The organism is Streptococcus oralis, assembly GCF_026782235.1.
GTDB lineage: Bacteria > Bacillota > Bacilli > Lactobacillales > Streptococcaceae > Streptococcus > Streptococcus oralis_CC.
Genome location: NZ_JAKUWE010000003.1, coordinates 435,132 through 459,760, shown reverse-complemented (window position 1 = coordinate 459,760; position 24,629 = coordinate 435,132). Strand labels below are relative to the sequence as shown.

The window sequence follows — 24,629 nt, the reverse complement described above, 5'->3', positions numbered from 1 at the left end:
ATGTTCCGATTAACCAATAAGTTAGCGGTATCCAACTTAATTAAAAACCGCAAACTCTACTATCCCTTTGCCCTTGCTGTTCTCTTAGCAGTGACCATCACTTATCTCTTTTACTCATTGACACTTAATCCTAATATTGGCAATATTCGAGGAGGGACAACCATTCAAGCCACTCTTGGATTTGGTATGGTGATTGTCACGCTTGCATCTGCTATTATTGTCCTTTATGCCAATAGTTTTGTCATGAAGAACCGTTCCAAAGAACTGGGTATATATGGTATGCTGGGTCTCGAAAAGCGCCATTTGATCAGCATGGTTTTTAAAGAGCTTCTTATTTTTGGAGCCTTAACGCTGACAGTTGGACTTGGCTTAGGAGCCCTCTTTGATAAGCTAATCTTCGCCCTTCTTCTGAAGTTAATGAAAATGAAGGTGGAGCTCGTTTCGACTTTTCAACCAATAGTCTTCATAATGGTCATCCTTGTTTTTGGAGCTATCTTCCTAGGTTTGATTTTTATCAATGCCTTTCGTATCGCACGAATGAATGCCCTTCATCTCTCTCGTGAAAAAGCCAGTGGTGAGAAAAAAGGACGTTTCCTGGGCTTGCAAACGATTCTTGGATTAATCAGTTTGGGAGCTGGTTACTATCTAGCAGTGACAGTTAAAAATCCTTTAACTGCACTCATGATTTTCTTTGTGGCAGTTTTATTAGTAATTTTTGGAACCTATCTCTTGTTCAATGCAGGAATCACAGTTTTCCTACAAATCTTGAAGAAAAACAAGCGTTACTATTACCAACCTAACAACATGATTTCCGTATCCAATCTCATTTTCCGTATGAAGAAAAATGCGGTTGGTCTGGCAACGATTGCTATTCTCTCAACCATGGTCTTGGTGACTATGTCTGCTGCAACGAGTATCTTTAAAGGCTCTGAAACTTTCAAGAAAGTCATGAATCCACATGATTTTGGAATTACAGGACAGAATGTTGAAAAAGAAGACATAAATAAACTCCTAGACCAGTATGCTAGTGATAAGGGATTGACTGTTACAAAGAAAGAAGTCCTTACATACAGTAGCTTTGGTGTAGCAAACCAAGAAGGTACGAAATTAACCATTTTTGAGAAAGGTCAAAATCGTGTTCAACCGAAAACCGTTTTTATGGTCTTTGACCAAAAAGACTATGAGAATATGACGGGCCAAAAACTTGCACTTTCAGGAAAGGAAGTTGGATTGTTTACTAAGAACAAAGAACTTCAAGGACAGAAAGAACTGACTCTAAATGACCAGACCTATACAATAAAGGAAGAAATCAAAAAAGATTTTATTCTTGAACATGTCCCAAATCAGTACAATATTCTAACTTCGGACTATAACTATCTGGTTGTTCCTGACTTGAAAGCCTTTCTTGACCAGCATCCTAATTCTTCCATTTTTAATCAATACTATGGTGGTATGAATGTAACAGCTAGTGAGGAAGAGCAACTCAAACTTGCAGATGACTATTCAAAATTCCTTGATGATTTTAATAGAGAATCAAGCAAAGAAGGAAGCTTTATTTACGGAAGCAATCTGGCTGATAGTAGTGCGCAGATGAGTGCTTTCTTTGGTGGGACCTTCTTTATCGGTATCTTCCTCTCCATCATCTTTATGGTGGGAACAGTTCTCGTCATCTACTACAAACAAATCTCTGAAGGCTATGAAGACCGTGAACGCTTTATCATTTTGCAAAAGGTCGGTCTCGATCAAAAGCAAATCAAGCAAACGATTAACAAACAGGTCCTAACTGTTTTCTTCCTCCCATTGCTCTTTGCCTTCCTACACCTTGCCTTTGCCTATCATATGCTTAGCCTCATCCTAAAAGTCATTGGTGTGCTAGATGCGACCATGATGTTGACTGTCACTTTATCCATCTGTGCGATCTTCCTCGTTGTCTATGTCTTAATCTTTATGATTACCTCAAGAAGCTATCGCAAGATTGTGCAAATGTAAAAAAGATACCTCGATGTTTATCGAGGTATTTCTTTATCTTAAATGCTGAAGAGTTGTCCAAGCAGGTAAGTCACTCCCATGGTGAGAAGTCCGATACAGAGGTTACGGATCATGGCAGTTTTCGTAGGTGCCTTGCCTAGTTTAGCACTGGTATAGCCAGTGACGAGAAGGGAAAGGGCAACGATAAAAACAGTAGCAGGAATGCGATAATCACTTGGAAAGACAGTGATCGAAAGCATAGGAGGAAGACTTCCCAGTACAAAGGCGATAAAGCTAGAGATGGCAGCATGCCAAGGATTGGTAAATTCTTCGTACTCGATACCGTATTTTTCCTCGACCAAGGCTTTGAGTGGATTTTTTAAAAAGGCCTTGTTGGTCAAGAGTTGGGCGGACGTTTCACACTCACCATTTTGAAGGTAAGCAGCATAGAGGGATTGTTTTGCAGATTCGATATCCTTATCCAAGAGCAACTGTTCTCTAGCGACAGCGGCTTCTTCCGTGTCTTTTTGAGTAGATACAGAGACATATTCGCCACCGGCCATAGAGAAAGCACCAGCGAGGATAGCTGCCAAACCTGATAAAAAGATAATCCAGATATTGCTTGTCGCACTGGCAACCCCAATAACGACTCCAGCGATGGAAATAATCCCATCATTGGCACCCAGAACACCCGCGCGTAGGATATTGAGTCGGCCTGCAAAGTTTGCATCAATTTCATGTTTTATTTCTGTCATAGTCATCTCCTTTCTCTCCATTATAGAGAAAAGAAAAGGGGAATACAAACTTTTTAAACTATCTGAAAAAAGTTCTACGATTCTAATTTTTAAGCCCTTTTCGACTTTACCGAAAAAGCTCGGCAATACAGTTGCCAATCCTACTGAACAAGTTCTTTTTTAGCTTATCTATGGTATAATAGAAGATAGATTTATCAATTGGAGAACGAAGAATTTTATGATTAAACTTGTAGCAACCGATATGGATGGTACCTTTCTAGATGGAGAGGGTCGGTTTGATATGGAACGCCTTAAAAACGTACTTGTTTCCTACAAGGAGAGGGGAATTTATTTTGCTGTGGCCTCGGGTCGTGGTATCTTATCCCTTAAAAAGCTATTTGTGGATGTGCGTGATGAAGTGATTTTTATAGCTGAAAATGGGAGTTATGTTGAGTTTCATGGTGAGGATATGTATGAGGCTACTATGTCTCGGGATTTTTACTTGAGTACTTTTGAAGCTTTAAAGCAATCGCCTTATTTTGATGAAAGAAAAATGCTCTTGACTGGCAAAAAAGCTTGTTATGTATTGGAAACAGTGGATGAGACTTATCTCATGATTAGTCGTCATTACAATGAGAATATTCAAAAAGTAGCGAGTCTGGAAGCTATCACGGATGAGATTTTTAAATTCACTACGAACTTCACAGAAGATACGATAGAAGCTGGTGAGACCTGGGTCAACGAAAATGTTCCTGGTGTGAAAGCCATGACAACTGGTTTTGAATCCATTGATATTGTCTTGGACTACGTTGATAAGGGGGTGGCTATTGTTGAGCTAGCAAAAAAAATGGGGCTTAGCTTGGATCAGGTCATAGCGTTTGGAGATAATCTCAATGACCTTCACATGATGCAGGTTGTTGGGCACCCAATCGCTCCTGAAAATGCGCGACCAGAGATTTTAGAATTAGCAGAGATAGTGATTGGCCACCATAAGGACCAGTCAGTGATAGCTTATATGGAGGGCTTGTAATGGCAGATATTAAATTGATTGCACTCGATTTGGATGGTACCTTATTGACAACGGATAAAAAGCTGACAGATCGTACCAAGGCGGTCCTCAAATCTGCGCGTGATCGTGGCATCAAGGTCGTACTGACAACAGGTCGTCCTTTGAAGGCTATGGATTTTTTTCTCCATGAGCTAGGGACTGATGGTCAGGAGGACGAGTACACTATCACCTTTAATGGGGGGCTTGTTCAGAAAAATACGGGGGAGATTCTCGATAAAACAGTCTTTTCAATCGACGATGTGGCACGATTGTATGAGGAAACTGAAAAACTCGGACTTCCGTTAGATGCTATTTCAGAAGGAACAGTCTATCAAATCCAGTCGGACCAAGAAAGTCTCTATGCTAAGTTCAACCCAGCCTTGACTTTCGTACCTGTCGCTTTTGAGGATCTATCTAGTCAGATGACATATAATAAATGTGTGACTGCTTTTGCCCAAGAACCTTTGGATGCAGCGATTCAACAGATTTCTCCTGAATTGTTTGACCAATACGAAATCTTCAAATCGCGTGAACTCTTATTGGAATGGTCGCCGAAAAACGTCCACAAGGCAACAGGTTTAGCGAAATTAATTAAACACTTGGGAATCGACCAAAGTCAAGTGATGGCTTGTGGGGACGAGGCCAATGACCTTTCTATGATTGAGTGGGCAGGTCTGGGAGTTGCCATGCAAAATGCAGTTCCAGCAGTTAAGGCAGTTGCCAATGTGATTACCCCGATGACCAACGACGAGGAAGCCGTTGCCTGGGCTATCGAAGAATACGTGCTAAAGGAGAACTAGAATATGGGATTATTTGACCGTCTATTCGGAAAAAAAGAAGAGCCGAAAATCGAAGATATTGTTAAAGAAGCTCTGGAAAATCTTGATTTGTCAGAAGAGGTTGAAGAAAACCAAACGGTAGTCGAAGAAACTTCTCAGGAAGAGACAGCAAGAGACAAAGTGGAAGCAACTCTTGCTCAAGAAGAACTTCCTCAGGTCTCGACAGAAGATGTTATTGAACCAGATACAGTCGAGGAAACTGCTCAGGAAGAGCTTGAGCTAGAATCTGATGAATTGGAACAACTCCAAGAGCCTGAAGAAGTTTTAGAAGAAGAGAGCCAAGAAACTGAAGAAGAACTAGCGTCAGAAGTAGTAGAAGAAGAACTTCCTCAGGTTGAAGAAACCGTGCAGGAAAAATATGACCGCAGTCTAAAGAAAACCCGTACGGGATTCGGAGCTCGTTTGAATGCTTTCTTTGCCAACTTCCGTTCTGTCGATGAAGAATTCTTCGAAGAATTGGAAGAACTGCTCATCTTGAGCGACGTCGGTGTGCAGGTCGCTTCGAACCTAACAGAAGAACTACGTTATGAAGCCAAACTCGAAAATGCTAAGAAGCCTGATGCGCTCCGTCGTGTCATTATCGAGAAATTGGTCGAGCTCTACGAAAAGGATGGCAACTACGATGAACAAATCCATTTCCAAGATGGTTTGACAGTCATGCTCTTTGTCGGAGTCAATGGTGTTGGGAAAACAACTTCTATCGGGAAATTAGCTCATCGTTACAAGCAAGCTGGCAAGAAGGTCATGTTGGTTGCGGCAGATACTTTCCGTGCTGGAGCTGTTGCCCAGCTAGCTGAATGGGGCCGTCGTGTTGATGTTCCTGTTGTGACGGGAGCTGAAAAGGCTGATCCAGCAAGTGTGGTCTTTGATGGGATGGAACGTGCTGTAGCAGAAGGGATTGATATTCTCATGATTGATACAGCAGGCCGTCTGCAAAACAAGGACAACCTCATGGCCGAGTTGGAAAAGATTGGTCGCATTATCAAGCGTGTCGTTCCAGAGGCGCCACATGAAACCTTCCTTGCCCTTGATGCTTCAACTGGACAGAATGCCTTGGTACAAGCTAAGGAATTTTCTAAGATAACTCCATTGACAGGAATTGTTTTGACAAAAATTGATGGAACTGCCCGAGGTGGTGTTGTACTAGCTATACGCGAAGAACTTAATATCCCTGTAAAATTGATTGGTTTCGGTGAAAAAATCGATGATATCGGGGAATTTAACTCAGAGAACTTTATGAAGGGTCTCTTAGAAGGCTTGATTTAATACAAAATAAATATCCTGCAAGTCAATCTTGCAGGATATTTTTGCTATTCTAAACGGCCATCTTCACGATAGGCGATATCTGGTTGCCAAGTCCATTTGGCTCCATACTTCTCAAGTAAGTCAAAGCTAGCTTGTGGCCCCATGCTTCCAGCTTTATAATCGTAGAGTGGAGCTCCGTTTTCATCCCAGAGCTTTTCGATACGGTCAATCAATTTCCACGAAGCACTTACCTCATCCCAGTGGCTAAAGTTGGTAGAGTTGTTGTTCAAAACATCGTAGATTAATTTCTCGTATGGGTCTGGTGAGGCTCCAGTAGCAGTAGCATCTGTACGGTAATCCAGAGAGCTTGGTGCTAGGTTAAATTCCTCACCGACTTGTTTACCATTGAGGCTGAGAGAGAATCCTTCAGTTGGTTGGATATAGATGGTCAAGATATTTGGCGCCAAAGGCTCGCCGAAGATAGAGTCCATTTGCTTAAAGACGATATTGACATGAGTCCCTTTTTCTGTCAGGCGTTTACCAGTACGGAAGAAGAAAGGGACACCACGGAAGCGATCACTATCTACAAAGAAGGCACCAGACGCAAAGGTTTCTGTTGTAGATTCTGGGTCGACATTTGGTTCGCTTCGATAGGAAATGTATTTCATGCCATCGATTTTACCAGAGCGATATTGACCACGGATAAAGTGTTCTTTCAATTCTTCCTCAGTTGGATGATAGAGGTTTTTAAAGACTTTTATCTTTTCAGCACGAATCTCATCTTTTGTAAAGCTAGCTGGTTTGTCCATGGCTAGAAGAGAGAGGAGTTGGAGAGTATGGTTTTGCACCATATCACGAAGGGCGCCAGATTGATCATAGTAGCCACCGCGTTCTTCAACACCCAAGCGTTCCGCAAAGGTAATCTGAATATTATCGATGTGTTCGCGGTTCCAAACATTCTCAAAGATCATGTTGGCAAAACGAACAGCAAAGATACTCTGAATCATCTCTTTACCTAGGTAATGGTCGATACGATAGATTTGCTCTTCATCAAAGGCCGCAAGGAGATCTTCGTTGAGTTTGCTAGCTGTTTCGTAGTCTGTACCAAATGGTTTCTCAACGATCAAGCGCTCAAAACCTTTACCATCAACAATGTTTTCAGATTTGAGGTGTTTGGCAATGGTTCCGAAGAACTGAGGTGCCATAGACAAGAAGAAGAGCTTATTGTGTTCAGCTTGGTATTTTTCGTTAAGCTCAGCTTGTAATTGGCGCAAAGCAATGTAATGTTCCGTATCGTTCACATCATGGCTTTGATAGTAGAAGTGGCTAGCAAATTCTTGGGCTTGCTCGGTACTATCTGCCAAATCAAGGATGGACTCGACAACTACAGATTCAAAATATTCCTTACTCCAAGGTCTACGAGCTGTTCCGATAACTGCAAAATGCTCAGAAAGATTGCCTGATTTATAGAGTCTGAAAAGGGAAGGGTAGAGTTTGCGTTTAGCTAAATCTCCACTCGCACCGAAAATTGTAACAATAACCTTTGATGACATCTAGCTACCTAATTTCTATATTTTTTCCTAGTTGGACTAGGGATGAGATTTCCTCATTATCATAGTTTTTATTTTATCATAATTTTCAAAAAAAACAAAAAATCCAATACGCAATTAAAAAACTGTAAGGAGAACCTTACAGTTTTGTTTTATACATTTAAGACCTTATCCAAGAACTCTTTCAGACGAGGGTGTTGCGGGTTATCGAAGATTTGATCTGGAGTTCCATCTTCTAAAAATTCACCATCAGCCGTAAAGATAACACGGTTAGCCACCTGACGAGCAAATCCCATCTCATGGGTTACGATGATCATGGTCATGCCTTGCTCCGCCAATTCCTTCATAACATTCAGTACATCTCCAACCATTTCAGGGTCCAGAGCGGAAGTTGGCTCATCAAAGAGCATGATATCAGGATTCATGGCAAGTCCACGAGCGATAGCTACACGTTGTTTCTGACCACCTGATAGGCTATCTGGGTTAGCATTAGCTTTGTCTGCAAGACCGACTTTCTCCAGCAACTCCATCCCCAATTTTTCAGCTTCTTCTTTGGTCATCCGTTTGTGTTCAATAGGTGCAAAAGTGATATTTTCTAGAACGGACATGTGTGGGAAGAGGTTGAAGTGTTGGAAGACCATTCCCACGTTTTCGCGAACATGGTCGACATTGGTTGATTTTTCAGTCAAATCATAACCATTTACTGTGATGTGGCCACTCGTTACCTCCTCGAGAAGGTTAAGGCTACGGAGGAAAGTGGATTTACCAGAACCAGAAGGACCGATGATACAGACAACATCTCCTTCATAGAACTTAGTCGTAATGCCTTTTAAAACTTCGTTTTTTCCATAATACTTATGCAAATCATTTACATCAATTTTTAGTTTTGCCATTAACGAATCCTCTTTTCTAAGCGTTTCGCTAGTCTAGTCAAAAGCGTGATAATTACAAGATAGAAGATAGCAAGGATTGCATACATCTTGAAACTTTGGTAGTTACGGGCGATGATAATCTTACCAGTTTGGAAAAGTTCCACCAGACCGATAGCAGATACGATGGTTGTATCTTTAAGAGCGATAACGAATTGGTTGACAAAGTTTGGCAACATCAATTTAGTCGCTTGTGGCAAGATTATCTTACGCATGGTTTTTCCATAAGAGATACCAAGACTGCGACTGGCTTCCATTTGCCCAACTGGAACGGCCTGAATACCACCACGAACGATTTCAGCGATATAAGCCGCTGCATTGAGTGAGAGGGCAATAGTACCAGCTACGAAGTCGTTAATTGGACTTTGTTGGCCTGTAATGGACTCGATGAAGTTTGGAATTCCCCAGAAGATAAAGGCTGCAAGAATCATCAATGGAATACCGCGGATAACGTCAACGAAAATCTCAGAGATCAGACGAAGAGATTTGTATGGACTAACGCTAAACATACCAAAGATAATCCCGATGACAATGGCAATTGCAAATGAAATAAGTGCTAAGGCAAGAGTGATTCCAAGTCCACTAAGAAGTTGTTTGTAGTTGTTTTGAAGCAAGCCCCAGATAGTAGTTTCGTCAACCGTACTTGTAGAGTTAGTTGAAGATTCGCTAGCTAGATACTTGTCAAGAATCTTTTGGAATTCTCCGTTAGCTTTGAGGTTAGCAAGTCCATTATTGAACATCTGGATCAATTCAAGGTTTGTTCCTTTTTTAACCGCAAAGGCTGTTTCACCGATTGGAGTTCCAGCAATTGGCGTTTTCAATTTTTGACCTTGGCTGATAGAATATTTGAGAACTGGCTCATCATCCATCACAGCATCAATAGCTCCAGTATTCAGACTGTCATACATTGATGCGCCATCTGCGAAGGTTTTAATCTTATAGCCGTATTTGCTTTGATTTTCAGTAAGGAATGTTTGGGAAGCAGTTCCGTTTTTAACACCGACAGTTTTATCCTTGAGGTCTTCATAAGAAGCTATCGTGCTTGATTCTTTCACACCGAGAATCGTATTTGCTGTGTAGTATGATTCTGAGAAGTCGAAGGTTTCCTTACGGGCATCTGTTACAGACATACCAGCAATGATACCATCTGCTTGTCCTGCTTGAACAGCACTGATTGCTGCGTCAAATCCTGGGTTGGTAATTTCAATTTCAAAACCTTGATCTTTGGCAATGGCCTTGATGAGGTCCATATCAATACCGGTGTATTGATTGCTTGAATTTTGAAAAACGAATGGGGCGAAAGATGAGTCGCTGGCAATAATGTACTTGCTTTTCACTGGAGTAGCTTTTTGTCCAGTAGCAGTAGTTGTCGTTGGGCTTGCCGTAGTTGTAGAAGCGGTCCATTTTTGGATGATTTGCTCCAAGCTACCATCCTTTTTCATTTGTGCTAGGGCTTCGTTAAACTCGGTAACCAAGTGTTCATACTTGCTCCCTTTCTTGACACCAAAAGCAAAGCTTCCAACAGCCTCACCATCCATATTGATGCTGAGATCTTGTCCTTGGTTAATCGCATACTCAATAACAGGTTTATCATCCATGATGGCATTTACAGCACCAGCACTTAGACTGTTATTCATCAAATCACCTGTATCAAAGGTTTTAATAGAAAAACCGTATTTATCTTTGATACTTTCGAGGAAACGTTGGGCGGCAGTTCCGTTCTTAACTCCAACTGTTTTCCCGCTAAGTTCCTCATATTTGGTGATTTTATTTGCCTTTGTGGTAGCAATGACAACTTTTGTATCATAATAAGTATCAGACATGGTAAAGACATTTTCACGTTCTTTTGTTTTTGTCATACCTGCCATAATAGCATCTGCTTGACCTGACTGCACTGCATTTACAGCTGCGTCAAAGCCGGGATAAGACATTTGGATGTTCCATCCTTTGATTTCTGCGACTTTATTGATAATATCAACATCAATCCCTTTGTAGGTTTGATCTGAATCTTTAAACTCAAAAGGTGCGTAAGCTGTATCAGACACAATCTTAACAGTATCAGCTTTTGCCATACCTAGTGAGAAAATGGGAAATAAAATGAGCAAACACGCTAGTATTTTTTTCTTCATTTTTAGTCTCCTTTTCCGAATATTTTTCCATTATACCAGAAAAAAGGTGAAAAGGCAAATTTTATGAATTTTATGTAAGGAAATATAACATGAACTGCACGTTCTTATCAGTTTGGAGAAGAGTCTGAAAAGCAAATTTATGGTAAAATAGAAAGATAGAAAAATGCAGATGAGGCAATCATGATAAATCGAATTACAGATAATAAATTTAAACTAGTATCAAAATATGAACCTTCAGGAGATCAACCCCAAGCCATCGAGCAATTGGTTGACAATATCGAAGGTGGAGAAAAAGCTCAAATCCTGATGGGTGCGACTGGGACAGGGAAAACCTATACCATGAGTCAGGTCATTTCCAAGGTCAATAAACCCACTCTGGTCATCGCTCACAATAAGACACTAGCAGGCCAACTTTACGGAGAATTCAAGGAATTTTTCCCTGAAAATGCTGTTGAGTACTTCGTATCCTACTATGATTATTACCAGCCAGAAGCCTATGTTCCTTCTAGCGATACTTATATTGAGAAGGACAGTTCCGTCAATGACGAGATAGACAAGCTCCGCCACTCAGCGACTTCAGCTCTTCTGGAGCGTAATGATGTCATCGTTGTGGCTTCTGTCTCTTGTATCTATGGTTTAGGTTCGCCCAAGGAATACGCTGATAGTGTCGTGAGTTTGCGTCCAGGTCTTGAGATTTCTCGTGATAAACTCTTGAATGACTTGGTCGATATCCAGTTTGAGCGTAATGACATTGATTTCCAACGGGGAAGATTCCGTGTGCGTGGGGATGTGGTAGAGATTTTCCCAGCTTCCCGTGATGAACACGCTTTTCGAGTAGAGTTCTTCGGAGATGAAATTGATCGTATCCGTGAGGTTGAAGCCTTGACTGGTCAGGTATTGGGAGAAGTGGATCATTTGGCGATTTTCCCTGCCACTCACTTTGTGACCAATGATGATCACATGGAAGTTGCTATTGCCAAGATTCAGGCGGAGTTGGAGGAGCAGTTAGCTGTCTTTGAAAAGGAAGGCAAACTGCTAGAAGCACAACGCTTGAAACAACGGACAGAGTATGATATCGAAATGTTGCGTGAGATGGGCTATACAAATGGGGTTGAGAACTACTCTCGTCACATGGATGGACGGAACGAAGGAGAGCCTCCTTATACATTGCTCGATTTCTTCCCAGATGATTTCTTAATCATGATTGACGAGAGCCACATGACCATGGGGCAGATTAAGGGCATGTACAATGGAGACCGTTCGCGTAAGGAAATGTTAGTAAATTATGGTTTTCGCTTGCCGTCTGCTTTGGACAATCGTCCCCTCCGTCGGGAGGAGTTTGAAAGCCATGTCCATCAGATTGTTTACGTTTCAGCGACACCAGGTGACTATGAAAATGAACAGACCGAGACAGTTATTGAACAAATCATTCGTCCAACGGGACTATTGGATCCAGAGGTGGAAGTCCGTCCAACTATGGGGCAGATTGATGATCTTTTAGGTGAAATCAATGCCCGTGTTGAAAAGAACGAACGAACCTTTATCACCACTCTGACTAAGAAAATGGCAGAGGACTTAACCGACTACTTCAAGGAAATGGGCATCAAGGTCAAGTACATGCACTCGGATATCAAGACTTTAGAGCGGACGGAGATTATCCGTGACCTACGTTTGGGTGTCTTTGATGTCTTGGTCGGAATTAACCTCCTCCGTGAAGGGATTGACGTTCCTGAAGTGAGTTTGGTTGCTATTCTAGATGCTGACAAGGAAGGCTTCCTTCGTAACGAACGTGGCCTCATCCAGACCATTGGTCGTGCTGCCCGTAATAGCGAAGGGCATGTCATCATGTATGCGGACACGATGACTCAGTCTATGCAACGTGCTATCGATGAAACGGCCCGCCGTCGGAAAATCCAGATGGCTTATAATGAAGAGCATGGTATCGTTCCACAAACCATTAAGAAAGAAATCCGCGACCTAATCGCCGTAACCAAGGCAGTTGCTAAGGAAGATGACAAGGAAGTCGATATCAATAGCCTCAACAAACAAGAACGCAAGGAACTCGTCAAAAAACTCGACAAACAAATGCAAGAAGCCGTCGAAGTGCTTGACTTTGAACTGGCAGCTCAGATCCGTGATACGATGTTGGAAGTCAAGGCGTTGGGGTAGAGAAAGGAGAAAAATAAATGAATCTTACTATCAAAAAGATGAAAACTCCTGAAGAGATAGAAGGTAAATCCCTCGTTCACTGGCAAACGTGGAGAGAGGCTTATGACGACCTTTTGCCTGCAGAATTTCAGGAGACAATAACATTAGAAAGATGTCGATTCTTTAGTCAAAAGTATCCAGAAAATACATTGATTGCGATAGATGGCATGAACGTAGTTGGTTTTATCAGTTATGGAAACTTTCGTGATGAGACTATTCAAGCTGGTGAAATTATGGCTTTATATATTTTAAAAGACTATTATGGAAAAGGTATCGCACAAAAGTTAGTGAAAGCAGCTTTGAATGCTCTTGATCATTTTTCTGAAATTTTCTTATGGGTATTGAAAGATAATAAGCGTGCCATTGCTTTCTATCAAAAAATGGGTTTTACTTTTGATGGACAAGAAAAGATGCTTGACCTTGGAAAACCTATAAAGGAAAAACGGATGGTATTCTATTCTAAATAATTTTAAAAAGTAAAAGCTAATGGCTCTGGTACCAAGTCTGAAAATTTAATAATTTAGAAAGCGAGTAAACCTATGTCCCGTGCCCAAGCAACTATTTTAACCAACATCTGTCTGATTGAAGACCTCGAAACCCAGCGCGTGGTGATGCAGTATCGCTCTCCTGAAAACAATCGCTGGTCTGGCTATGCCTTTCCAGGAGGACATGTTGAGAATGGCGAGGCCTTTGCCGAGTCTGTCATTCGTGAGATTTATGAAGAAACAGGTCTAACCATTCAGAATCCACAACTAGTCGGCATTAAAAACTGGCCCTTAGATACAGGTGGGCGCTACATCGTCGTTTGTTATAAGGCGACAGAGTTTACTGGAAGTCTCCAATCCTCAGGAGAAGGAGAAGTATCTTGGGTGCAAAAAGACCAGATTCCAAACTTGGAACTGGCCTATGATATGTTGCCTTTGATGGAAATGATGGAAGCACCTGACAAGTCTGAGTTCTTCTATCGCCACCGTACAGAAGATGGATGGGAGAAAGAAATTTTCTAGTCTTTTACTAAATAACCTAACTGATCCAAGGCCTCCTCGATATAGTGGAGGTCTTGTTGCGTTTCGGCTTCAACAAGGTGGTAATGGATGCCGTCTGTCAATTCAGAAAGGGGTCTAAAGTCTGAATTCTCGACTTGTTCGAGAAAATGCTGGACATCTCGGCGACAAGTGAGTTTGAGTAGGGTTTCAATTTCTCCATAAACGGGATGATCGATTAAGATATTTTGAACGCGTCCGCCATTGTCTACAATAGCTAGTAGTTCCTGTCCGATTTCTTCCAGTTCATGTTTCACTTTAAAGAGTTTGTGGACGTAGGGGCTGGCATCATTTTCTTTGTAGATATAACCACGATTGGTGGATAGGATAGGAGCTCCATCTGCTCGAAGAATAGCGATGTCCTGTACAATGACTTGGCGCGTAACATGAAAGTGTTCAGCCAAGGTTTGACCATTGAGAGCTTTTGGTGCCTCTTTTAACAGTTTGAGAAGAGCTTGTTTGCGATCCTTTGTCATAGTTTTTCCTTTTAGCGACGTTTTCGAAGCACTTTATAGACAGCTAGTGCTAATGTATAGTCTACCATACTATGGACGATTGTGCCAAAACCAACTAGGACAAAGAGAACATAAAACATATTTTCAACATTTGTCCCTGAAGTAGCATAAAAGATGATACAAGCTATTACTTCAGCGATAGCATGAACAACACCCAAAACAAAGTTAAAAATCCAAGATGCCTTTGGTTTATCCAAGGTTTCAGGGAATTTTTTTAAGTACAAAGCCCCCAAAGTACCAAAAACGATGTGAGAAAAGGCGCGCAGAACGATAACCATAGGGTAGCCTGCCATCAGGAAACCAAGACTAGAAGCAATAATCACAAAAGCAGCCATCAAAGGCGAAAGAAACATGGCGATAAAGATGGGGATATGACTTCCCAAGGTGTAAGAAGCCGGTGGGATAACGATTTTAAAAGGCATAATGATTGGAATCAAAATCGCTATTGCAGTGAGTAGGGCAGTCATAGTCATAAACTGCGTTTTTTTCCGTATATCCATAAGAACCTCCATTTATCTGTATATACACAAGTATAGTACAATAAATCACCAATCAAGTCAAGAAGCATTATTGATTTTTCAGGAAAATTTGGTTAAAATGTGGTAAAGAATAATAGGAACTGAGGAGAAATTGTGATGATACTTTTTGTTTACCTAATCGTGGTAATCGTGATGATGTCAAAGCAGAAAAAAGAAGGGAAAGTAGTCTCAGGTTGGACTCGTTTCCTAGTTTATAGTTTATTGGTCCTTTCGCTACTCTCTCTATTAGCAAGTAGCCTAGCTGTTTCACTCTTTAGCCTTCCTTTATTAGGTTTTCTTTTGATGGCAGCAATACTCGAAATTGCTTATTTTGTCAGATTGGTGATTGCATTTGGTTTGGTTTTACTATCTTTAACCCTATATTTGGATAGCCAGAAAAGTCAGCAACCTACACCTCTTTCGTATCAACTCCTGCGCTTTGGCTTTCATATTCTATTGATGTTTCTCATGTTTTAAATGCTAAACTCCACCTTCAGGATGAAAGTGGAGTTGATTTTTTATTTCTTCAAAGTTTCGAGACGGGGAACAATTGCTACTGTTAGTACGGCAGAGATGACAAGCTCGGCAATTGAGTTTGTAGAAATAACGGTTGCTAGGAGTTTTTGGATATTGCCGTCGAAGACATTTCCAAAAAGGAAGAAGATTCCACCAAGGACAAAGACGGTGTTGGTAAGGGAACCAAGGGCACCAGCTAGGATTAGCCCAGTTTTATTTTTCATCAGTTTATAAACCAAGTAAGGTGTCAGACCGATCAAAACGCGAGGGACAATAGCGATAATCGCAGAATAGATGTTTCCGTTTGGTACGAAAGGTGAGAAGAGGTAGCTGGTTGGTAGAATCGTAATCGTGTTTACCGTTAAGCTTAGTAGTCCCATCAAGAAACCAAGTGTAACACCAACTCGTGGGCCGTAAATGATACTAGCAATGATTACTGGAATATGAACGATAGTTGGTTTAATTGGAAATGGGAAAAGGTTAAATAGGAGAGAGCTCAAAAAGTGGATAACGAGCATAACTGCAAAAAAGATAGCAATTGGAGCAATGTTAGAGCGTTTGTTCATCGAGGGTTTCCTTTATTCTTTCTAAAATAGTATTCAGGTCAACTAGGGCGCCTTTGCCGTGATCGCCACAGGCTAGTAGAGATTCCTTTGGAGAGATAATCTGATAACCATAGGTCTCTAATGTTTTTAGATTAGCCTGGGTTGCCGGATGGTCATACATTTTTGTATTCATGGCTGGCGCTAAGAGTTTAGGGATGTGACTTGGTAGGGCAAGAGCCGTACTGGTCACCATGTTATCCGAAAAACCGTGCGCAAGTTTGGCAATGGTATTAGCAGTAGCAGGGACAACAATAAAAAGGTCAGCTTTTTTTCCTAGTTCGATATGATTGACTTGCTCAGGAGCGGGTTCCTGCATGACATCAAGGTGGACAGGATTTTGAGAGAGGACCTGTAGTGTCAACGGTTGGATAAACTCTCTCGCTGCCTCAGTCATTAGGACAGTGACATCATGGCCTTGTTTTTTCAAGGAACTGACTAGGTCAGCTGATTTATAGGAGGCGATGGAACCTGTTACTGCGATGAGAATATTTGCCATGGCTTTCCTTTCTATGAATCGTATGCTTGAATTTTTTCAAGGAGGAGATTTGCAATTTCCTCTTTGGTTTGAACAGTTTGAAGATGATCATTCTCAACAAAGATAGCTCGGTGCCGATTTGCTGAAATGTGAGTGAGGTCATTTGCAATGATCAAGTCTGCTCGGTTCTTGATAAGACTCTGTCTAGCAATTTCTATGAGATAATCTTCAGAGACATCAACCAACAGTTTGAAACCAATCAAATGAATAGCTGGATTCCATTCTTTGACTAGAGAGATGATTTTGGGTGTTTTTTTCAGAAATAAAACCTGAACCTCATCAGTTGAAGAAATCTTAGCTTGATGATTCTGCTTGTTTAAGAATTCTTCTAGATTGGAGCTAGCCTGTACCTCCTCAAGCCCCGTCATATAAACAGGAGTATAGTCAGACACAGCCATTGAATGAATCAAGACTTGATAATCTTGAATAAGTTCTTTCATCTCTATAAGAAGATTATTCGTATTTTTGATTTCTAGAATGGTTAGATAGGGATGAGGTTCTGGCTTAAGAGCATTAGGAGTAGTAATCAAACAAACCTCATGACCAGCAGCAAGTAGGGCTTCGGTGATGATTTTCCCCAAGCGACCAGTCGAGTGGTTAGTGATAGAGCGGACGCTATCGATTGCTTCACTTGTACCGCCTGACGTAACTAAAATTTTCATAGGACTATTGTACCAAAAAATAAAATAGAATCAAAAGAAAGCGTTTGTTTTTTTATCTAATTTTCCAGCAAGATTATAGTTTTTGGCTATAAAAACTTATAAAAAGTAAAAAAGACGACTAAAATCGGCCTTAAAACTTTATGTTTATAAACTTTACTAAGCTTTTTGTATGTGAAAGAACTTTTTTTGTGTTATAATGAGTTATTATATTAGAGGTTAGAGGAGTTTGCTATGAAAACAGATATTGAAATCGCACAGAGCATTGAGTTAAAGCCAATCGTGGATGTTGTGGAGAAACTTGGTATTTCTTACGACGATTTGGAATTGTACGGGAAGTACAAGGCTAAGCTTAGTTTTGATAAAATTCGTGCGGTTGAGAACAATCCGGTTGGGAAATTGATCTTGGTTACTGCCATCAACCCAACACCTGCTGGTGAAGGGAAATCAACCATTACCATTGGTCTTGCGGATGCCTTGAACAAGATTGGTAAGAAAACCATGATTGCTATTCGCGAACCATCTCTTGGCCCAGTAATGGGTATTAAGGGTGGTGCTGCTGGTGGTGGTTATGCCCAAGTGTTGCCAATGGAAGACATCAACCTTCACTTTACTGGGGATATGCATGCCATTACAACTGCTAATAATGCCCTTTCTGCCTTGATCGACAATCACTTGCACCAAGGAAATGAGCTGGGAATCGACCAACGTCGTATCCTCTGGAAACGTGTTGTGGACTTGAACGACCGCGCTCTTCGTCATGTGACTGTTGGACTTGGTGGCCCTCTAAACGGTATTCCTCGTGAGGACGGTTTTGATATTACAGTTGCTTCTGAAATCATGGCCATTCTTTGCTTGGCGACTGATATTGAAGACTTGAAACGCCGTTTAGCTAATATTGTTATCGGTTATCGCTATGACCGTACACCAGTTTCTGTAGGTGATTTGCAGGTTGAAGGTGCTTTAGCATTGATTTTGAAAGATGCTATTAAGCCAAACTTGGTTCAGACAATTTACGGTACACCTGCCTTTGTACACGGTGGTCCATTTGCCAATATCGCTCACGGATGTAACTCTGTTTTGGCAACAAGCACAGCCCTTCGCTTGGCTGATTATACAGTCACTGAAGCTGGTTTTGGTGCGGACCTTGGAGCTGAGAAATTCCTTGATATCAAGACGCCAAACTTGCCAACATCTCCAGATGCAGTTGTCATCGTCGCAACCCTTCGTGCCCTTAAGATGAATGGTGGCGTAGCTAAAGACGCTTTGACAGAGGAAAATGTGGAGGCAGTTCGTTCAGGTTTTGCTAACTTGAAACGCCACGTTGAAAATATCCGTAAATTTGGAGTACCTGCAGTCGTAGCTATTAATGAATTTGTATCTGATACAGAAGCTGAAATTGCAGCCTTGAAAGAACTTTGTGCCTCAATCGATGTACCAGTTGAATTGGCTAGTGTCTGGGCTGATGGTGCAGAAGGTGGAGTAGCACTTGCTAAAACGATTGTCAAGACTATCGCTGAAAACCCATCTAACTATAAACGTTTGTATGACAATGACCTTTCTGTTCAAGAAAAGATTGAAAAGATTGTTACTGAAATCTACCGTGGTAGCAAAGTGAACTTTGAGAAGAAAGCTCAAACGCAAATTGCCCAAATCGTTCAGAATGGTTGGGACAAATTGCCAATCTGTATGGCTAAAACTCAGTACAGTTTCTCTGATAATCCAAATGCACTTGGAGCCCCAGAAAACTTTGAAATTACTATTCGTGAATTGGTACCAAAATTGGGTGCAGGCTTTATCGTTGCCTTAACAGGTGATGTTATGACTATGCCTGGTCTTCCAAAACGACCAGCAGCTCTCAATATGGATGTTGAAAGTGACGGAACCGTTCTAGGATTGTTCTAATAGTTTAATTGAATTCAAATGAGTTTGGAAAAGCTATCCGAGCTCATTTTCGATTTTAGAGAGAGGAATATATGCCAAAGATTCGAACAGTAAGGGAGTCTGATATTCCAGACCTGCTTGCTATTTATGCTCCTTATGTCCTTAATACAGCCATTACATTTGAATATGAGGTGCCAAGTGTTGAAGAATTTCAAAGAAGAATCCAAAAGACCTTGCTTAAATATCCTTATCTAGTGCTAGAGGAAGAAGGAAAAATTTTGGGATATGCCTATGCTTCCACCTATTATGATAGGAGGGCTTATGATTGGTCAGTTGAAGTGTCAATTTACTTGCATCAAGAAGCCGAAGGTCGAGGGTTAGGGAGTCTACTCTATGACTGTCTGGAGGAAGAACTAGAGTCTAGGAATTACTTACGCTTCTTAGCTTGTATCGCTTTGCCAAATGATAGGAGCATTTTACTTCACCGAAAGAGGGGCTATGAACAAGTAGCTCATTTCCCTGAGATTGGCTATAAGTTTGGAAAATGGCATGATATCGTTTGGATGCAAAAGTCATTGACTCCTCCTGATGATATGAGAGAGTAGAATTCCACACGCAACCAGTCTAGCTAAAGATATTTTCCCTGTTTTCTGATATAATAGAAACATTGACTTCAAGAGTAAGGAAGAGAAAATGAACGCATTATTGAATGGAATGAATGACCGTCAGGCTGAGGCGGTAAAAACGACAGAAGGTCCATTATTGATCATGGCGGGGGCTGGTTCTGGAAAGACTCGTGTTTTAACTCACAGAATCGCCTACTTGATTGATGAAAAGATGGTCAATCCTTGGAATATCTTGGCCATTACGTTTACCAATAAGGCGGCGCGTGAGATGAAGGAGCGTGCCTATAGCCTTAATCCAGCAACCCAGGACTGTCTGATTGCGACTTTCCACTCTATGTGTGTTCGTATCCTACGTCGCGATGCAGATCATATTGGTTATAACCGAAATTTCACTATTGTAGATCCAGGAGAGCAACGAACTCTCATGAAACGCATTCTCAAGCAATTAAACTTAGATCCGAAAAAATGGAATGAACGGAGCATTTTAGGGACTATTTCAAATGCTAAGAATGACTTGATTGATGATGTGGCTTATGCTGCTCAAGCTGGTGATATGTATACGCAAATCGTTGCTCAGTGTTATACGGCCTATCAAAAGGAGCTTCGTCAGTCTGAGTCCGTTGACTTTGATGATTTGATTATGCTGACCCTGCGTCTCTTTGATCAAAATCCTGATGTTTTGACCTACTACCAGCAGAAGTTCCAGTACATTCACGTTGATGAATACCAAGATACCAACCATGCCCAGTACCAACTGGTCAAACTCTTAGCTTCACGCTTTAAAAACATCTGCGTAGTCGGTGATGCGGACCAGTCTATCTATGGTTGGCGTGGGGCTGATATGCAGAATATCTTGGATTTTGAGAAAGATTACCCTAACGCCAAGGTAGTTTTGTTGGAAGAAAATTACCGTTCAACTAAAACCATTCTCCAAGCGGCCAACGACGTCATCAAAAACAATAAAAACCGCCGCCCCAAGAATCTCTGGACCCAGAATGCGGATGGAGAGCAAATCGTTTATTATCGCGCAAATGACGAACAAGATGAGGCTGTTTTTGTAGCAAAAACTATCGACGAACTTGGTCGTAGTCAAAACTTCCTTCACAAAGACTTTGCAGTTCTTTATCGAACCAATGCGCAATCTCGTACTATTGAGGAAGCCCTGCTCAAGTCCAATATTCCTTATACTATGGTTGGAGGGACCAAGTTCTACAGCCGTAAGGAAATTCGCGATATTATTGCCTACCTTAATCTTATTGCTAATTTGAGTGATAATATCAGTTTTGAGCGCATTATTAACGAACCTAAACGCGGAATTGGCCCAGGAACCGTTGAGAAAATCCGCGACTTCGCTAACCTACAAGAGATGTCCATGCTAGACGCTTCAGCCAATATCATGTTATCTGGTATCAAGGGTAAGGCAGCCCAGTCTATCTGGGATTTTGCCAATATGATTCTGGATTTGCGTGAGCAATTGGATCAATTAACTATCACTGAGTTGGTAGAGGCTGTTCTAGAAAAAACTGGTTATATCGATATTCTCAATACCCAAGCAACCTTGGAAAGTAAGGCGCGGGTTGAAAATATCGAAGAGTTCCTATCTGTTACCAAGAATTTTGACGACAATCCTGATAGTCAAGAAGAGGAAACAGGTTTGGACAAACTCAGTCGTTTCTTGAATGACCTTGCCCTGATTGCGGATACGGATTCAGGCAGTCAGGAGACATCTGAGGTGACTTTGATGACACTCCATGCAGCTAAGGGACTTGAGTTCCCAGTTGTCTTTATCATTGGGATGGAGGAAAATGTCTTTCCCCTTAGCCGTGCAGCTGAGGATCCTGATGAGTTGGAAGAAGAACGCCGTTTGGCCTATGTCGGTATCACGCGTGCAGAAAAGATCCTCTATCTGACCAATGCCAACTCACGCTTGCTTTTTGGTCGTACTAGCTACAATCGTCCAACTCGTTTTATTAATGAAATCAGTTCAGACTTACTTGAGTATCAAGGTCTGGCTCGTCCAGCAAATACAAGTTTTAAGGCATCTTATAGCAGTGGTGGCGTGGCCTTTGGTCAAGGTATTAGCTTAGCCCAGGCCCTTCAAGAACGGAAACGCAATGCTGCACCAAGCTCTATCCAGTCAAGTGGTCTCCCATTTGGACAGTTTGCGGCCGGAAATAAAAAAGATTCTAGCGATACAAGCTGGTCTATCGGAGATATTGCTCTTCACAAGAAATGGGGGGAGGGAACTGTTCTGGAAGTCTCAGGTAGCGGTGATACTCAGGAGTTGAAAATCAATTTCCCAGAAGTGGGTCTGAAAAAACTCCTAGCCAGCGTTGCCCCAATTGAGAAAAAAATCTAATTTTTCATCCTCCTCACGAATAATAAAGTGAGGAGGATTTTTATGTACAGTATTTCATTCCAAGAAGATTCACTCTTACCTAGAGAAAGACTAGTTAAAGAAGGAGTAGAGGCTCTGAGCAATCAAGAATTACTAGCTATTCTGCTCAGAACTGGAACGCGTCAGGCAAATGTATTTGAAATCGCTCAGAAAGTCTTGGATAGTTTGACAAGTCTAACTGATTTAAAGAAAATGACCCTGCAGGAATTGCAGAGTCTGTCTGGTATTGGACGGATTAAGGCCATTGAATTACAAGCGGTGATTGAACTAGGGCATCGTATTCACAAACACGAAACTCTTGAGATGGAAAGTATTCTCAGTAGTCAAAAGCTAGCCAAGAAAATGCAACAGGAACTTGGCGACAAAAAACAAGAGCACCTAGTGGCGCTCTATCTCAATACTCAAAATCAAATCATTCATCAGCAAACTATTTTTATCGGATCTGCGACACGCAGCATTGCTGAACCGAGGGAAATCCTTCACTATGCTTTGAAGCATATGGCTACCTCAGTGATTCTCGTTCACAATCATCCATCCGGTGCTGTATCTCCTAGTCGAAATGATGATCATGTCACTAAGCTAGTCAAGGAAGCCTGCGAACTGATGGGAATTGTGTTTCTAGATCATCTGATTGTCTCTCACTCAGATTACTTTAGTTACCGTGAAAAGACGGATCTAATCTAGAGTTCGTTAACAACATAGTCAAACAATGTTTTATCTTTGGGGCGATTTTCAAATAGAAATTCTGGATGCCATTGGACACCAAGGTAAGGAAAGCCATCCGTAGTTGTCACAGCCTCAATGATTCCATCTTTAGGATCATGTGCTACAACCTTAAGATTAGGAGCCAAATCTTTAATACTCTGGTGGTGGAAGGAGTTGATATGAGAGATTTCTCCATAGATTTCTCGGAGAATTGTATCAGGTTCCGTTACGAGGCGTTGTGTTGTGTATTCGGCTGAACAGTCCTGCCAATGATCCTCTATATCTTGGTGAAGCGTACCTCCCATAGCGACATTGAAAAGCTGAGTACCACGGCAAACAGAGAAAATTGGTTTCTTCTGTTTAGTCGCTTCTCTGATAAGGGCTAATTCAAACTGGTCTCTTTGAAGATGGTAGTCATCGCTGTCAATGGTTTTAGGCTCACCATAGTATTTTGGATCAACATTTTGCCCACCCGTTAGGATGAGCTTATCAATGATACTGATGTAATGGGTAGCCATTTCTTGATCACCAATCGGTAGGATGATTGGAATTCCGCCAGCGTCCTTGACTCCTTCAACAAAGCCCTTTGCTGCATAGCTCATCATGATGTCATCATCTGGATGAGCTTTTTCATTTCCTGTAATCCCAATAACTGGTTTTTTCATAAATGCTTTCGCTTTCTAATCCTCTTTACGCATAAAATAGAGGAGGGTTTGGAGTTCGCTTGTCAAATCGACATACTGAACGACCACATCTTTTGGAAGGTGGAGATGAACAGGGGAAAAACTGAGAATACCTTTTATACCTGCATCGACCAAAAGATTGGCGACTTCTTGTGATTTAACACTTGGAACAGTTAGGATAGCAGTTTTAACATCTGCTTCTTTGATTTTTTCTTTAATCTGAGAGATACCATAGATTGGAATTCCATCAGGTGTCTGGGTTCCGACTTCTGGATGGTCATCTAGGTCAAATGCCATGATGATTTTCATCTTGTTACGCTCATGGAAGCGATAGTGGAGAAGGGCATGCCCCATATTCCCAATCCCAACCAACATAACATTGGTAATGGAGTTGTCATTTAGGAGGTCAGCAAAAAAAGTCATCAGTTTTTTAACATCATAACCAAAACCACGACGACCTAGTTCACCAAAATAGGAAAAATCACGACGAACAGTCGCAGAATCGATACCGATAGCCTCTGCAATTTGCTTGGAGTTGGCACGTTCGATTTTCTCGGCATGAAATCTCTTGAAAATTCGATAGTAGAGAGAGAGTCTTTTTGCTGTTGCTTTTGGAATAGCAGACTGTTTATCTTTCACAAAACCACAACCTTTCTATTCTTCTATTTTATAGAAACATTGTGAAAAAATCAACAAAAACAAGAAAAAACTAAGAAAATCTTAGTTTTAGTCTTAAAAATTAGCTTGTGATAGAAAACGGTAGAGATCCCCGACCAATCCTTGATAGATAACTTTATCATCAAAGGTTAATGAGGTAACTAGAAATGTATCAGGAAGAGTTACACAACCTGATAGAGATAACATAAGCTCTTCGTAATTCTCAAATTCAAGGGTACGCTCTACTTGATAACTATCTTGATAAGTGAGACGATACATAGTCAATTATCTTTCTTCTTTTGTGAAGATACCGCGTTCTACAAGGCTGTCCATGAGGAAGTAGAATTTCTCTTGGTGGATATGATGGTCTTCTGATTTAAAGATATTAACCAAACGAAGGCCTGACTTGTCAGTGATATTGAGTTTAGCACCTGTAAGGTCTTTGTTGATGATGATTTTTAGCTTGAATCCTTCACCGCTGTTAGGTACTTTCTCAAGCAGACGAGTCAGTTCGAAGTTTCCAACTTTTGTTTCAAAGAAAGTATTGTCTTTGAGTGTGAATTTTTTGACAGATGGGCTAAGTGTGTAGTCGTAGCGGCAGTTTTGTAGTTTAATGGTTTTTTCAAATGCCATTA

General features: G+C 41.2%; 25 protein-coding genes. 12 read left to right on the top strand and 13 right to left on the bottom strand.

All coding sequences use genetic code 11. The annotated features are described in order from the left end of the window. Positions 1-1,989, top strand: a complete 1,989-nt coding sequence (locus tag MK396_RS05870) for an ABC transporter permease (protein WP_268723967.1) — start codon at positions 1-3, stop codon at positions 1,987-1,989. Between the two features lie 38 nt (positions 1,990-2,027). Here MK396_RS05870 and MK396_RS05865 read toward each other — a convergent pair whose 3' ends face one another. After that, positions 2,028-2,723 carry a VIT1/CCC1 transporter family protein gene (locus tag MK396_RS05865; protein WP_125391292.1) on the bottom strand — a complete coding sequence of 232 codons (696 nt, stop codon included), beginning with the start codon at positions 2,721-2,723 and terminating at the stop codon, positions 2,028-2,030. A 217-nt stretch (positions 2,724-2,940) separates the two neighbouring features. Here MK396_RS05865 and MK396_RS05860 point away from each other — a divergent pair, with 217 nt between their 5' ends. From MK396_RS05860 to ftsY, 3 genes are read left to right on the top strand one after another with little or no spacing between them, the layout of a single operon-like run. Continuing rightward, positions 2,941-3,732, top strand: coding sequence for a Cof-type HAD-IIB family hydrolase (locus MK396_RS05860; RefSeq protein ID WP_268723966.1), 792 nt, complete (start codon positions 2,941-2,943; stop codon positions 3,730-3,732). Next, on the top strand, positions 3,732-4,550 hold the full coding sequence (locus MK396_RS05855; protein WP_268723965.1) for a Cof-type HAD-IIB family hydrolase: 819 nt from the start codon (positions 3,732-3,734) through the stop codon (positions 4,548-4,550). The genes MK396_RS05860 and MK396_RS05855 overlap by 1 nt, the downstream gene beginning before the upstream one ends. Positions 4,551-4,553: 3 nt before the next feature. Beyond that, on the top strand, positions 4,554-5,855 hold the full coding sequence (ftsY, locus tag MK396_RS05850) for a signal recognition particle-docking protein FtsY (RefSeq protein ID WP_268723964.1): 1,302 nt from the start codon (positions 4,554-4,556) through the stop codon (positions 5,853-5,855). Between the two features lie 44 nt (positions 5,856-5,899). Here the strand turns inward: ftsY and zwf are convergent, their stop codons facing one another. From zwf to MK396_RS05835, 3 genes are all read right to left on the bottom strand, one after another. Further along, entirely contained in the window at positions 5,900-7,387 is a 1,488-nt protein-coding gene (zwf, locus tag MK396_RS05845; RefSeq protein WP_268723963.1) for a glucose-6-phosphate dehydrogenase, read from the bottom strand. A gap of 149 nt (positions 7,388-7,536) precedes the next feature. After that, positions 7,537-8,277, bottom strand: coding sequence for an amino acid ABC transporter ATP-binding protein (locus MK396_RS05840; RefSeq protein WP_001096337.1), 741 nt, complete (start codon positions 8,275-8,277; stop codon positions 7,537-7,539). Then, positions 8,277-10,442, bottom strand: a complete 2,166-nt coding sequence (locus tag MK396_RS05835) for an ABC transporter substrate-binding protein/permease (RefSeq protein ID WP_268723962.1) — start codon at positions 10,440-10,442, stop codon at positions 8,277-8,279. Before MK396_RS05835 ends, MK396_RS05840 begins: the two co-directional genes overlap by 1 nt. 180 nt (positions 10,443-10,622) lie before the next feature. On the opposite strand from MK396_RS05835, the gene uvrB reads away from it, so the two are divergent. The 3 genes from uvrB to MK396_RS05820 all read left to right on the top strand — a co-directional run bounded on the left by uvrB (position 10,623) and on the right by MK396_RS05820 (position 13,657). Beyond that, a complete protein-coding gene (gene uvrB, locus MK396_RS05830) occupies positions 10,623-12,611 on the top strand; it encodes an excinuclease ABC subunit UvrB (RefSeq protein ID WP_268723961.1) in 1,989 nt (662 codons plus the stop codon). Between the two features lie 17 nt (positions 12,612-12,628). Next, complete coding sequence (locus MK396_RS05825; RefSeq protein WP_268723960.1) at positions 12,629-13,117, top strand: GNAT family N-acetyltransferase; 489 nt, start codon at positions 12,629-12,631, stop codon at positions 13,115-13,117. 72 nt (positions 13,118-13,189) lie between these two features. Then, positions 13,190-13,657 (top strand): 8-oxo-dGTP diphosphatase, encoded by a 468-nt coding sequence (locus tag MK396_RS05820; RefSeq protein ID WP_268723959.1) that lies wholly within the window; start codon positions 13,190-13,192, stop codon positions 13,655-13,657. Here MK396_RS05820 and MK396_RS05815 read toward each other — a convergent pair. Together MK396_RS05815 and MK396_RS05810 are read right to left on the bottom strand one after the other, a co-directional pair. Further along, positions 13,654-14,169, bottom strand: a complete 516-nt coding sequence (locus MK396_RS05815) for a transcription repressor NadR (RefSeq protein WP_000159158.1) — start codon at positions 14,167-14,169, stop codon at positions 13,654-13,656. The two genes, MK396_RS05820 and MK396_RS05815, sit on opposite strands and share 4 nt — an antisense overlap. Positions 14,170-14,180: 11 nt before the next feature. Next, positions 14,181-14,708: an ECF transporter S component gene (locus tag MK396_RS05810; protein WP_061417449.1), complete on the bottom strand. Its 528-nt coding sequence runs from the start codon at positions 14,706-14,708 to the stop codon at positions 14,181-14,183. 135 nt (positions 14,709-14,843) lie between these two features. On the opposite strand from MK396_RS05810, the gene MK396_RS05805 reads away from it, so the two are divergent. Continuing rightward, positions 14,844-15,203, top strand: coding sequence for a hypothetical protein (locus tag MK396_RS05805; protein ID WP_049518773.1), 360 nt, complete (start codon positions 14,844-14,846; stop codon positions 15,201-15,203). A gap of 41 nt (positions 15,204-15,244) precedes the next feature. Here MK396_RS05805 and MK396_RS05800 read toward each other — a convergent pair whose 3' ends face one another. Genes MK396_RS05800 through coaB form a run of 3 tightly spaced genes read right to left on the bottom strand, consistent with a single transcriptional unit; the run spans position 15,245 to position 17,044 of the window. After that, positions 15,245-15,808 carry an ECF transporter S component gene (locus MK396_RS05800; RefSeq protein ID WP_049518772.1) on the bottom strand — a complete coding sequence of 188 codons (564 nt, stop codon included), beginning with the start codon at positions 15,806-15,808 and terminating at the stop codon, positions 15,245-15,247. Further along, entirely contained in the window at positions 15,792-16,343 is a 552-nt protein-coding gene (gene coaC / locus MK396_RS05795) for a phosphopantothenoylcysteine decarboxylase (protein ID WP_268723958.1), read from the bottom strand. The genes MK396_RS05800 and coaC overlap by 17 nt, the downstream gene beginning before the upstream one ends. An 11-nt stretch (positions 16,344-16,354) precedes the next feature. Next, a complete protein-coding gene (gene coaB / locus MK396_RS05790) occupies positions 16,355-17,044 on the bottom strand; it encodes a phosphopantothenate--cysteine ligase (protein WP_268723957.1) in 690 nt (229 codons plus the stop codon). Between the two features lie 231 nt (positions 17,045-17,275). Here coaB and MK396_RS05785 point away from each other — a divergent pair, with 231 nt between their 5' ends. From MK396_RS05785 to radC, 4 genes are all read left to right on the top strand, one after another. Beyond that, positions 17,276-18,946: a formate--tetrahydrofolate ligase gene (locus MK396_RS05785; protein ID WP_268723956.1), complete on the top strand. Its 1,671-nt coding sequence runs from the start codon at positions 17,276-17,278 to the stop codon at positions 18,944-18,946. Positions 18,947-19,017: 71 nt separating this feature from the next. After that, the gene (locus MK396_RS05780) at positions 19,018-19,530 is read left to right on the top strand and encodes a GNAT family N-acetyltransferase (protein WP_268723955.1); all 513 of its coding nucleotides are present in this window, start codon (positions 19,018-19,020) and stop codon (positions 19,528-19,530) included. Between the two features lie 88 nt (positions 19,531-19,618). Beyond that, complete coding sequence (gene pcrA, locus MK396_RS05775; protein ID WP_268723954.1) at positions 19,619-21,910, top strand: DNA helicase PcrA; 2,292 nt, start codon at positions 19,619-19,621, stop codon at positions 21,908-21,910. A gap of 42 nt (positions 21,911-21,952) precedes the next feature. Further along, positions 21,953-22,633: a RadC family protein gene (gene radC / locus MK396_RS05770; protein WP_254735780.1), complete on the top strand. Its 681-nt coding sequence runs from the start codon at positions 21,953-21,955 to the stop codon at positions 22,631-22,633. On the opposite strand, the gene MK396_RS05765 is transcribed toward radC, so the two are convergent. The 4 genes from MK396_RS05765 to MK396_RS05750 form a co-directional block, all read right to left on the bottom strand. Continuing rightward, a complete protein-coding gene (locus tag MK396_RS05765) occupies positions 22,630-23,319 on the bottom strand; it encodes a gamma-glutamyl-gamma-aminobutyrate hydrolase family protein (protein ID WP_268723953.1) in 690 nt (229 codons plus the stop codon). The two genes, radC and MK396_RS05765, sit on opposite strands and share 4 nt — an antisense overlap. Before the next feature lie 15 nt (positions 23,320-23,334). Continuing rightward, positions 23,335-23,976: a redox-sensing transcriptional repressor Rex gene (locus MK396_RS05760; protein ID WP_000653419.1), complete on the bottom strand. Its 642-nt coding sequence runs from the start codon at positions 23,974-23,976 to the stop codon at positions 23,335-23,337. A gap of 93 nt (positions 23,977-24,069) precedes the next feature. Beyond that, positions 24,070-24,273 (bottom strand): DUF4649 family protein, encoded by a 204-nt coding sequence (locus MK396_RS05755; RefSeq protein WP_007516778.1) that lies wholly within the window; start codon positions 24,271-24,273, stop codon positions 24,070-24,072. Between the two features lie 6 nt (positions 24,274-24,279). Continuing rightward, complete coding sequence (locus MK396_RS05750) at positions 24,280-24,627, bottom strand: DUF1831 domain-containing protein (protein WP_000863517.1); 348 nt, start codon at positions 24,625-24,627, stop codon at positions 24,280-24,282. Positions 24,628-24,629: the final 2 nt, after the last annotated feature.

What these genes read in the sequence shown, in the direction of transcription:
- MK396_RS05870 (WP_268723967.1), top strand. Translation starts at nt 1, where the DNA reads ATGTTCCGATTAACCAATAAGTTAGCGGTATCCAACTTAATTAAAAAC.
- MK396_RS05865 (WP_125391292.1), bottom strand. Translation starts at nt 2,723, where the DNA reads ATGACAGAAATAAAACATGAAATTGATGCAAACTTTGCAGGCCGACTC.
- MK396_RS05860 (WP_268723966.1), top strand. Translation starts at nt 2,941, where the DNA reads ATGATTAAACTTGTAGCAACCGATATGGATGGTACCTTTCTAGATGGA.
- MK396_RS05855 (WP_268723965.1), top strand. Translation starts at nt 3,732, where the DNA reads ATGGCAGATATTAAATTGATTGCACTCGATTTGGATGGTACCTTATTG.
- ftsY (WP_268723964.1), top strand. Translation starts at nt 4,554, where the DNA reads ATGGGATTATTTGACCGTCTATTCGGAAAAAAAGAAGAGCCGAAAATC.
- zwf (WP_268723963.1), bottom strand. Translation starts at nt 7,387, where the DNA reads ATGTCATCAAAGGTTATTGTTACAATTTTCGGTGCGAGTGGAGATTTA.
- MK396_RS05840 (WP_001096337.1), bottom strand. Translation starts at nt 8,277, where the DNA reads ATGGCAAAACTAAAAATTGATGTAAATGATTTGCATAAGTATTATGGA.
- MK396_RS05835 (WP_268723962.1), bottom strand. Translation starts at nt 10,442, where the DNA reads ATGAAGAAAAAAATACTAGCGTGTTTGCTCATTTTATTTCCCATTTTC.
- uvrB (WP_268723961.1), top strand. Translation starts at nt 10,623, where the DNA reads ATGATAAATCGAATTACAGATAATAAATTTAAACTAGTATCAAAATAT.
- MK396_RS05825 (WP_268723960.1), top strand. Translation starts at nt 12,629, where the DNA reads ATGAATCTTACTATCAAAAAGATGAAAACTCCTGAAGAGATAGAAGGT.
- MK396_RS05820 (WP_268723959.1), top strand. Translation starts at nt 13,190, where the DNA reads ATGTCCCGTGCCCAAGCAACTATTTTAACCAACATCTGTCTGATTGAA.
- MK396_RS05815 (WP_000159158.1), bottom strand. Translation starts at nt 14,169, where the DNA reads ATGACAAAGGATCGCAAACAAGCTCTTCTCAAACTGTTAAAAGAGGCA.
- MK396_RS05810 (WP_061417449.1), bottom strand. Translation starts at nt 14,708, where the DNA reads ATGGATATACGGAAAAAAACGCAGTTTATGACTATGACTGCCCTACTC.
- MK396_RS05805 (WP_049518773.1), top strand. Translation starts at nt 14,844, where the DNA reads ATGATACTTTTTGTTTACCTAATCGTGGTAATCGTGATGATGTCAAAG.
- MK396_RS05800 (WP_049518772.1), bottom strand. Translation starts at nt 15,808, where the DNA reads ATGAACAAACGCTCTAACATTGCTCCAATTGCTATCTTTTTTGCAGTT.
- coaC (WP_268723958.1), bottom strand. Translation starts at nt 16,343, where the DNA reads ATGGCAAATATTCTCATCGCAGTAACAGGTTCCATCGCCTCCTATAAA.
- coaB (WP_268723957.1), bottom strand. Translation starts at nt 17,044, where the DNA reads ATGAAAATTTTAGTTACGTCAGGCGGTACAAGTGAAGCAATCGATAGC.
- MK396_RS05785 (WP_268723956.1), top strand. Translation starts at nt 17,276, where the DNA reads ATGAAAACAGATATTGAAATCGCACAGAGCATTGAGTTAAAGCCAATC.
- MK396_RS05780 (WP_268723955.1), top strand. Translation starts at nt 19,018, where the DNA reads ATGCCAAAGATTCGAACAGTAAGGGAGTCTGATATTCCAGACCTGCTT.
- pcrA (WP_268723954.1), top strand. Translation starts at nt 19,619, where the DNA reads ATGAACGCATTATTGAATGGAATGAATGACCGTCAGGCTGAGGCGGTA.
- radC (WP_254735780.1), top strand. Translation starts at nt 21,953, where the DNA reads ATGTACAGTATTTCATTCCAAGAAGATTCACTCTTACCTAGAGAAAGA.
- MK396_RS05765 (WP_268723953.1), bottom strand. Translation starts at nt 23,319, where the DNA reads ATGAAAAAACCAGTTATTGGGATTACAGGAAATGAAAAAGCTCATCCA.
- MK396_RS05755 (WP_007516778.1), bottom strand. Translation starts at nt 24,273, where the DNA reads ATGTATCGTCTCACTTATCAAGATAGTTATCAAGTAGAGCGTACCCTT.
- MK396_RS05750 (WP_000863517.1), bottom strand. Translation starts at nt 24,627, where the DNA reads ATGGCATTTGAAAAAACCATTAAACTACAAAACTGCCGCTACGACTAC.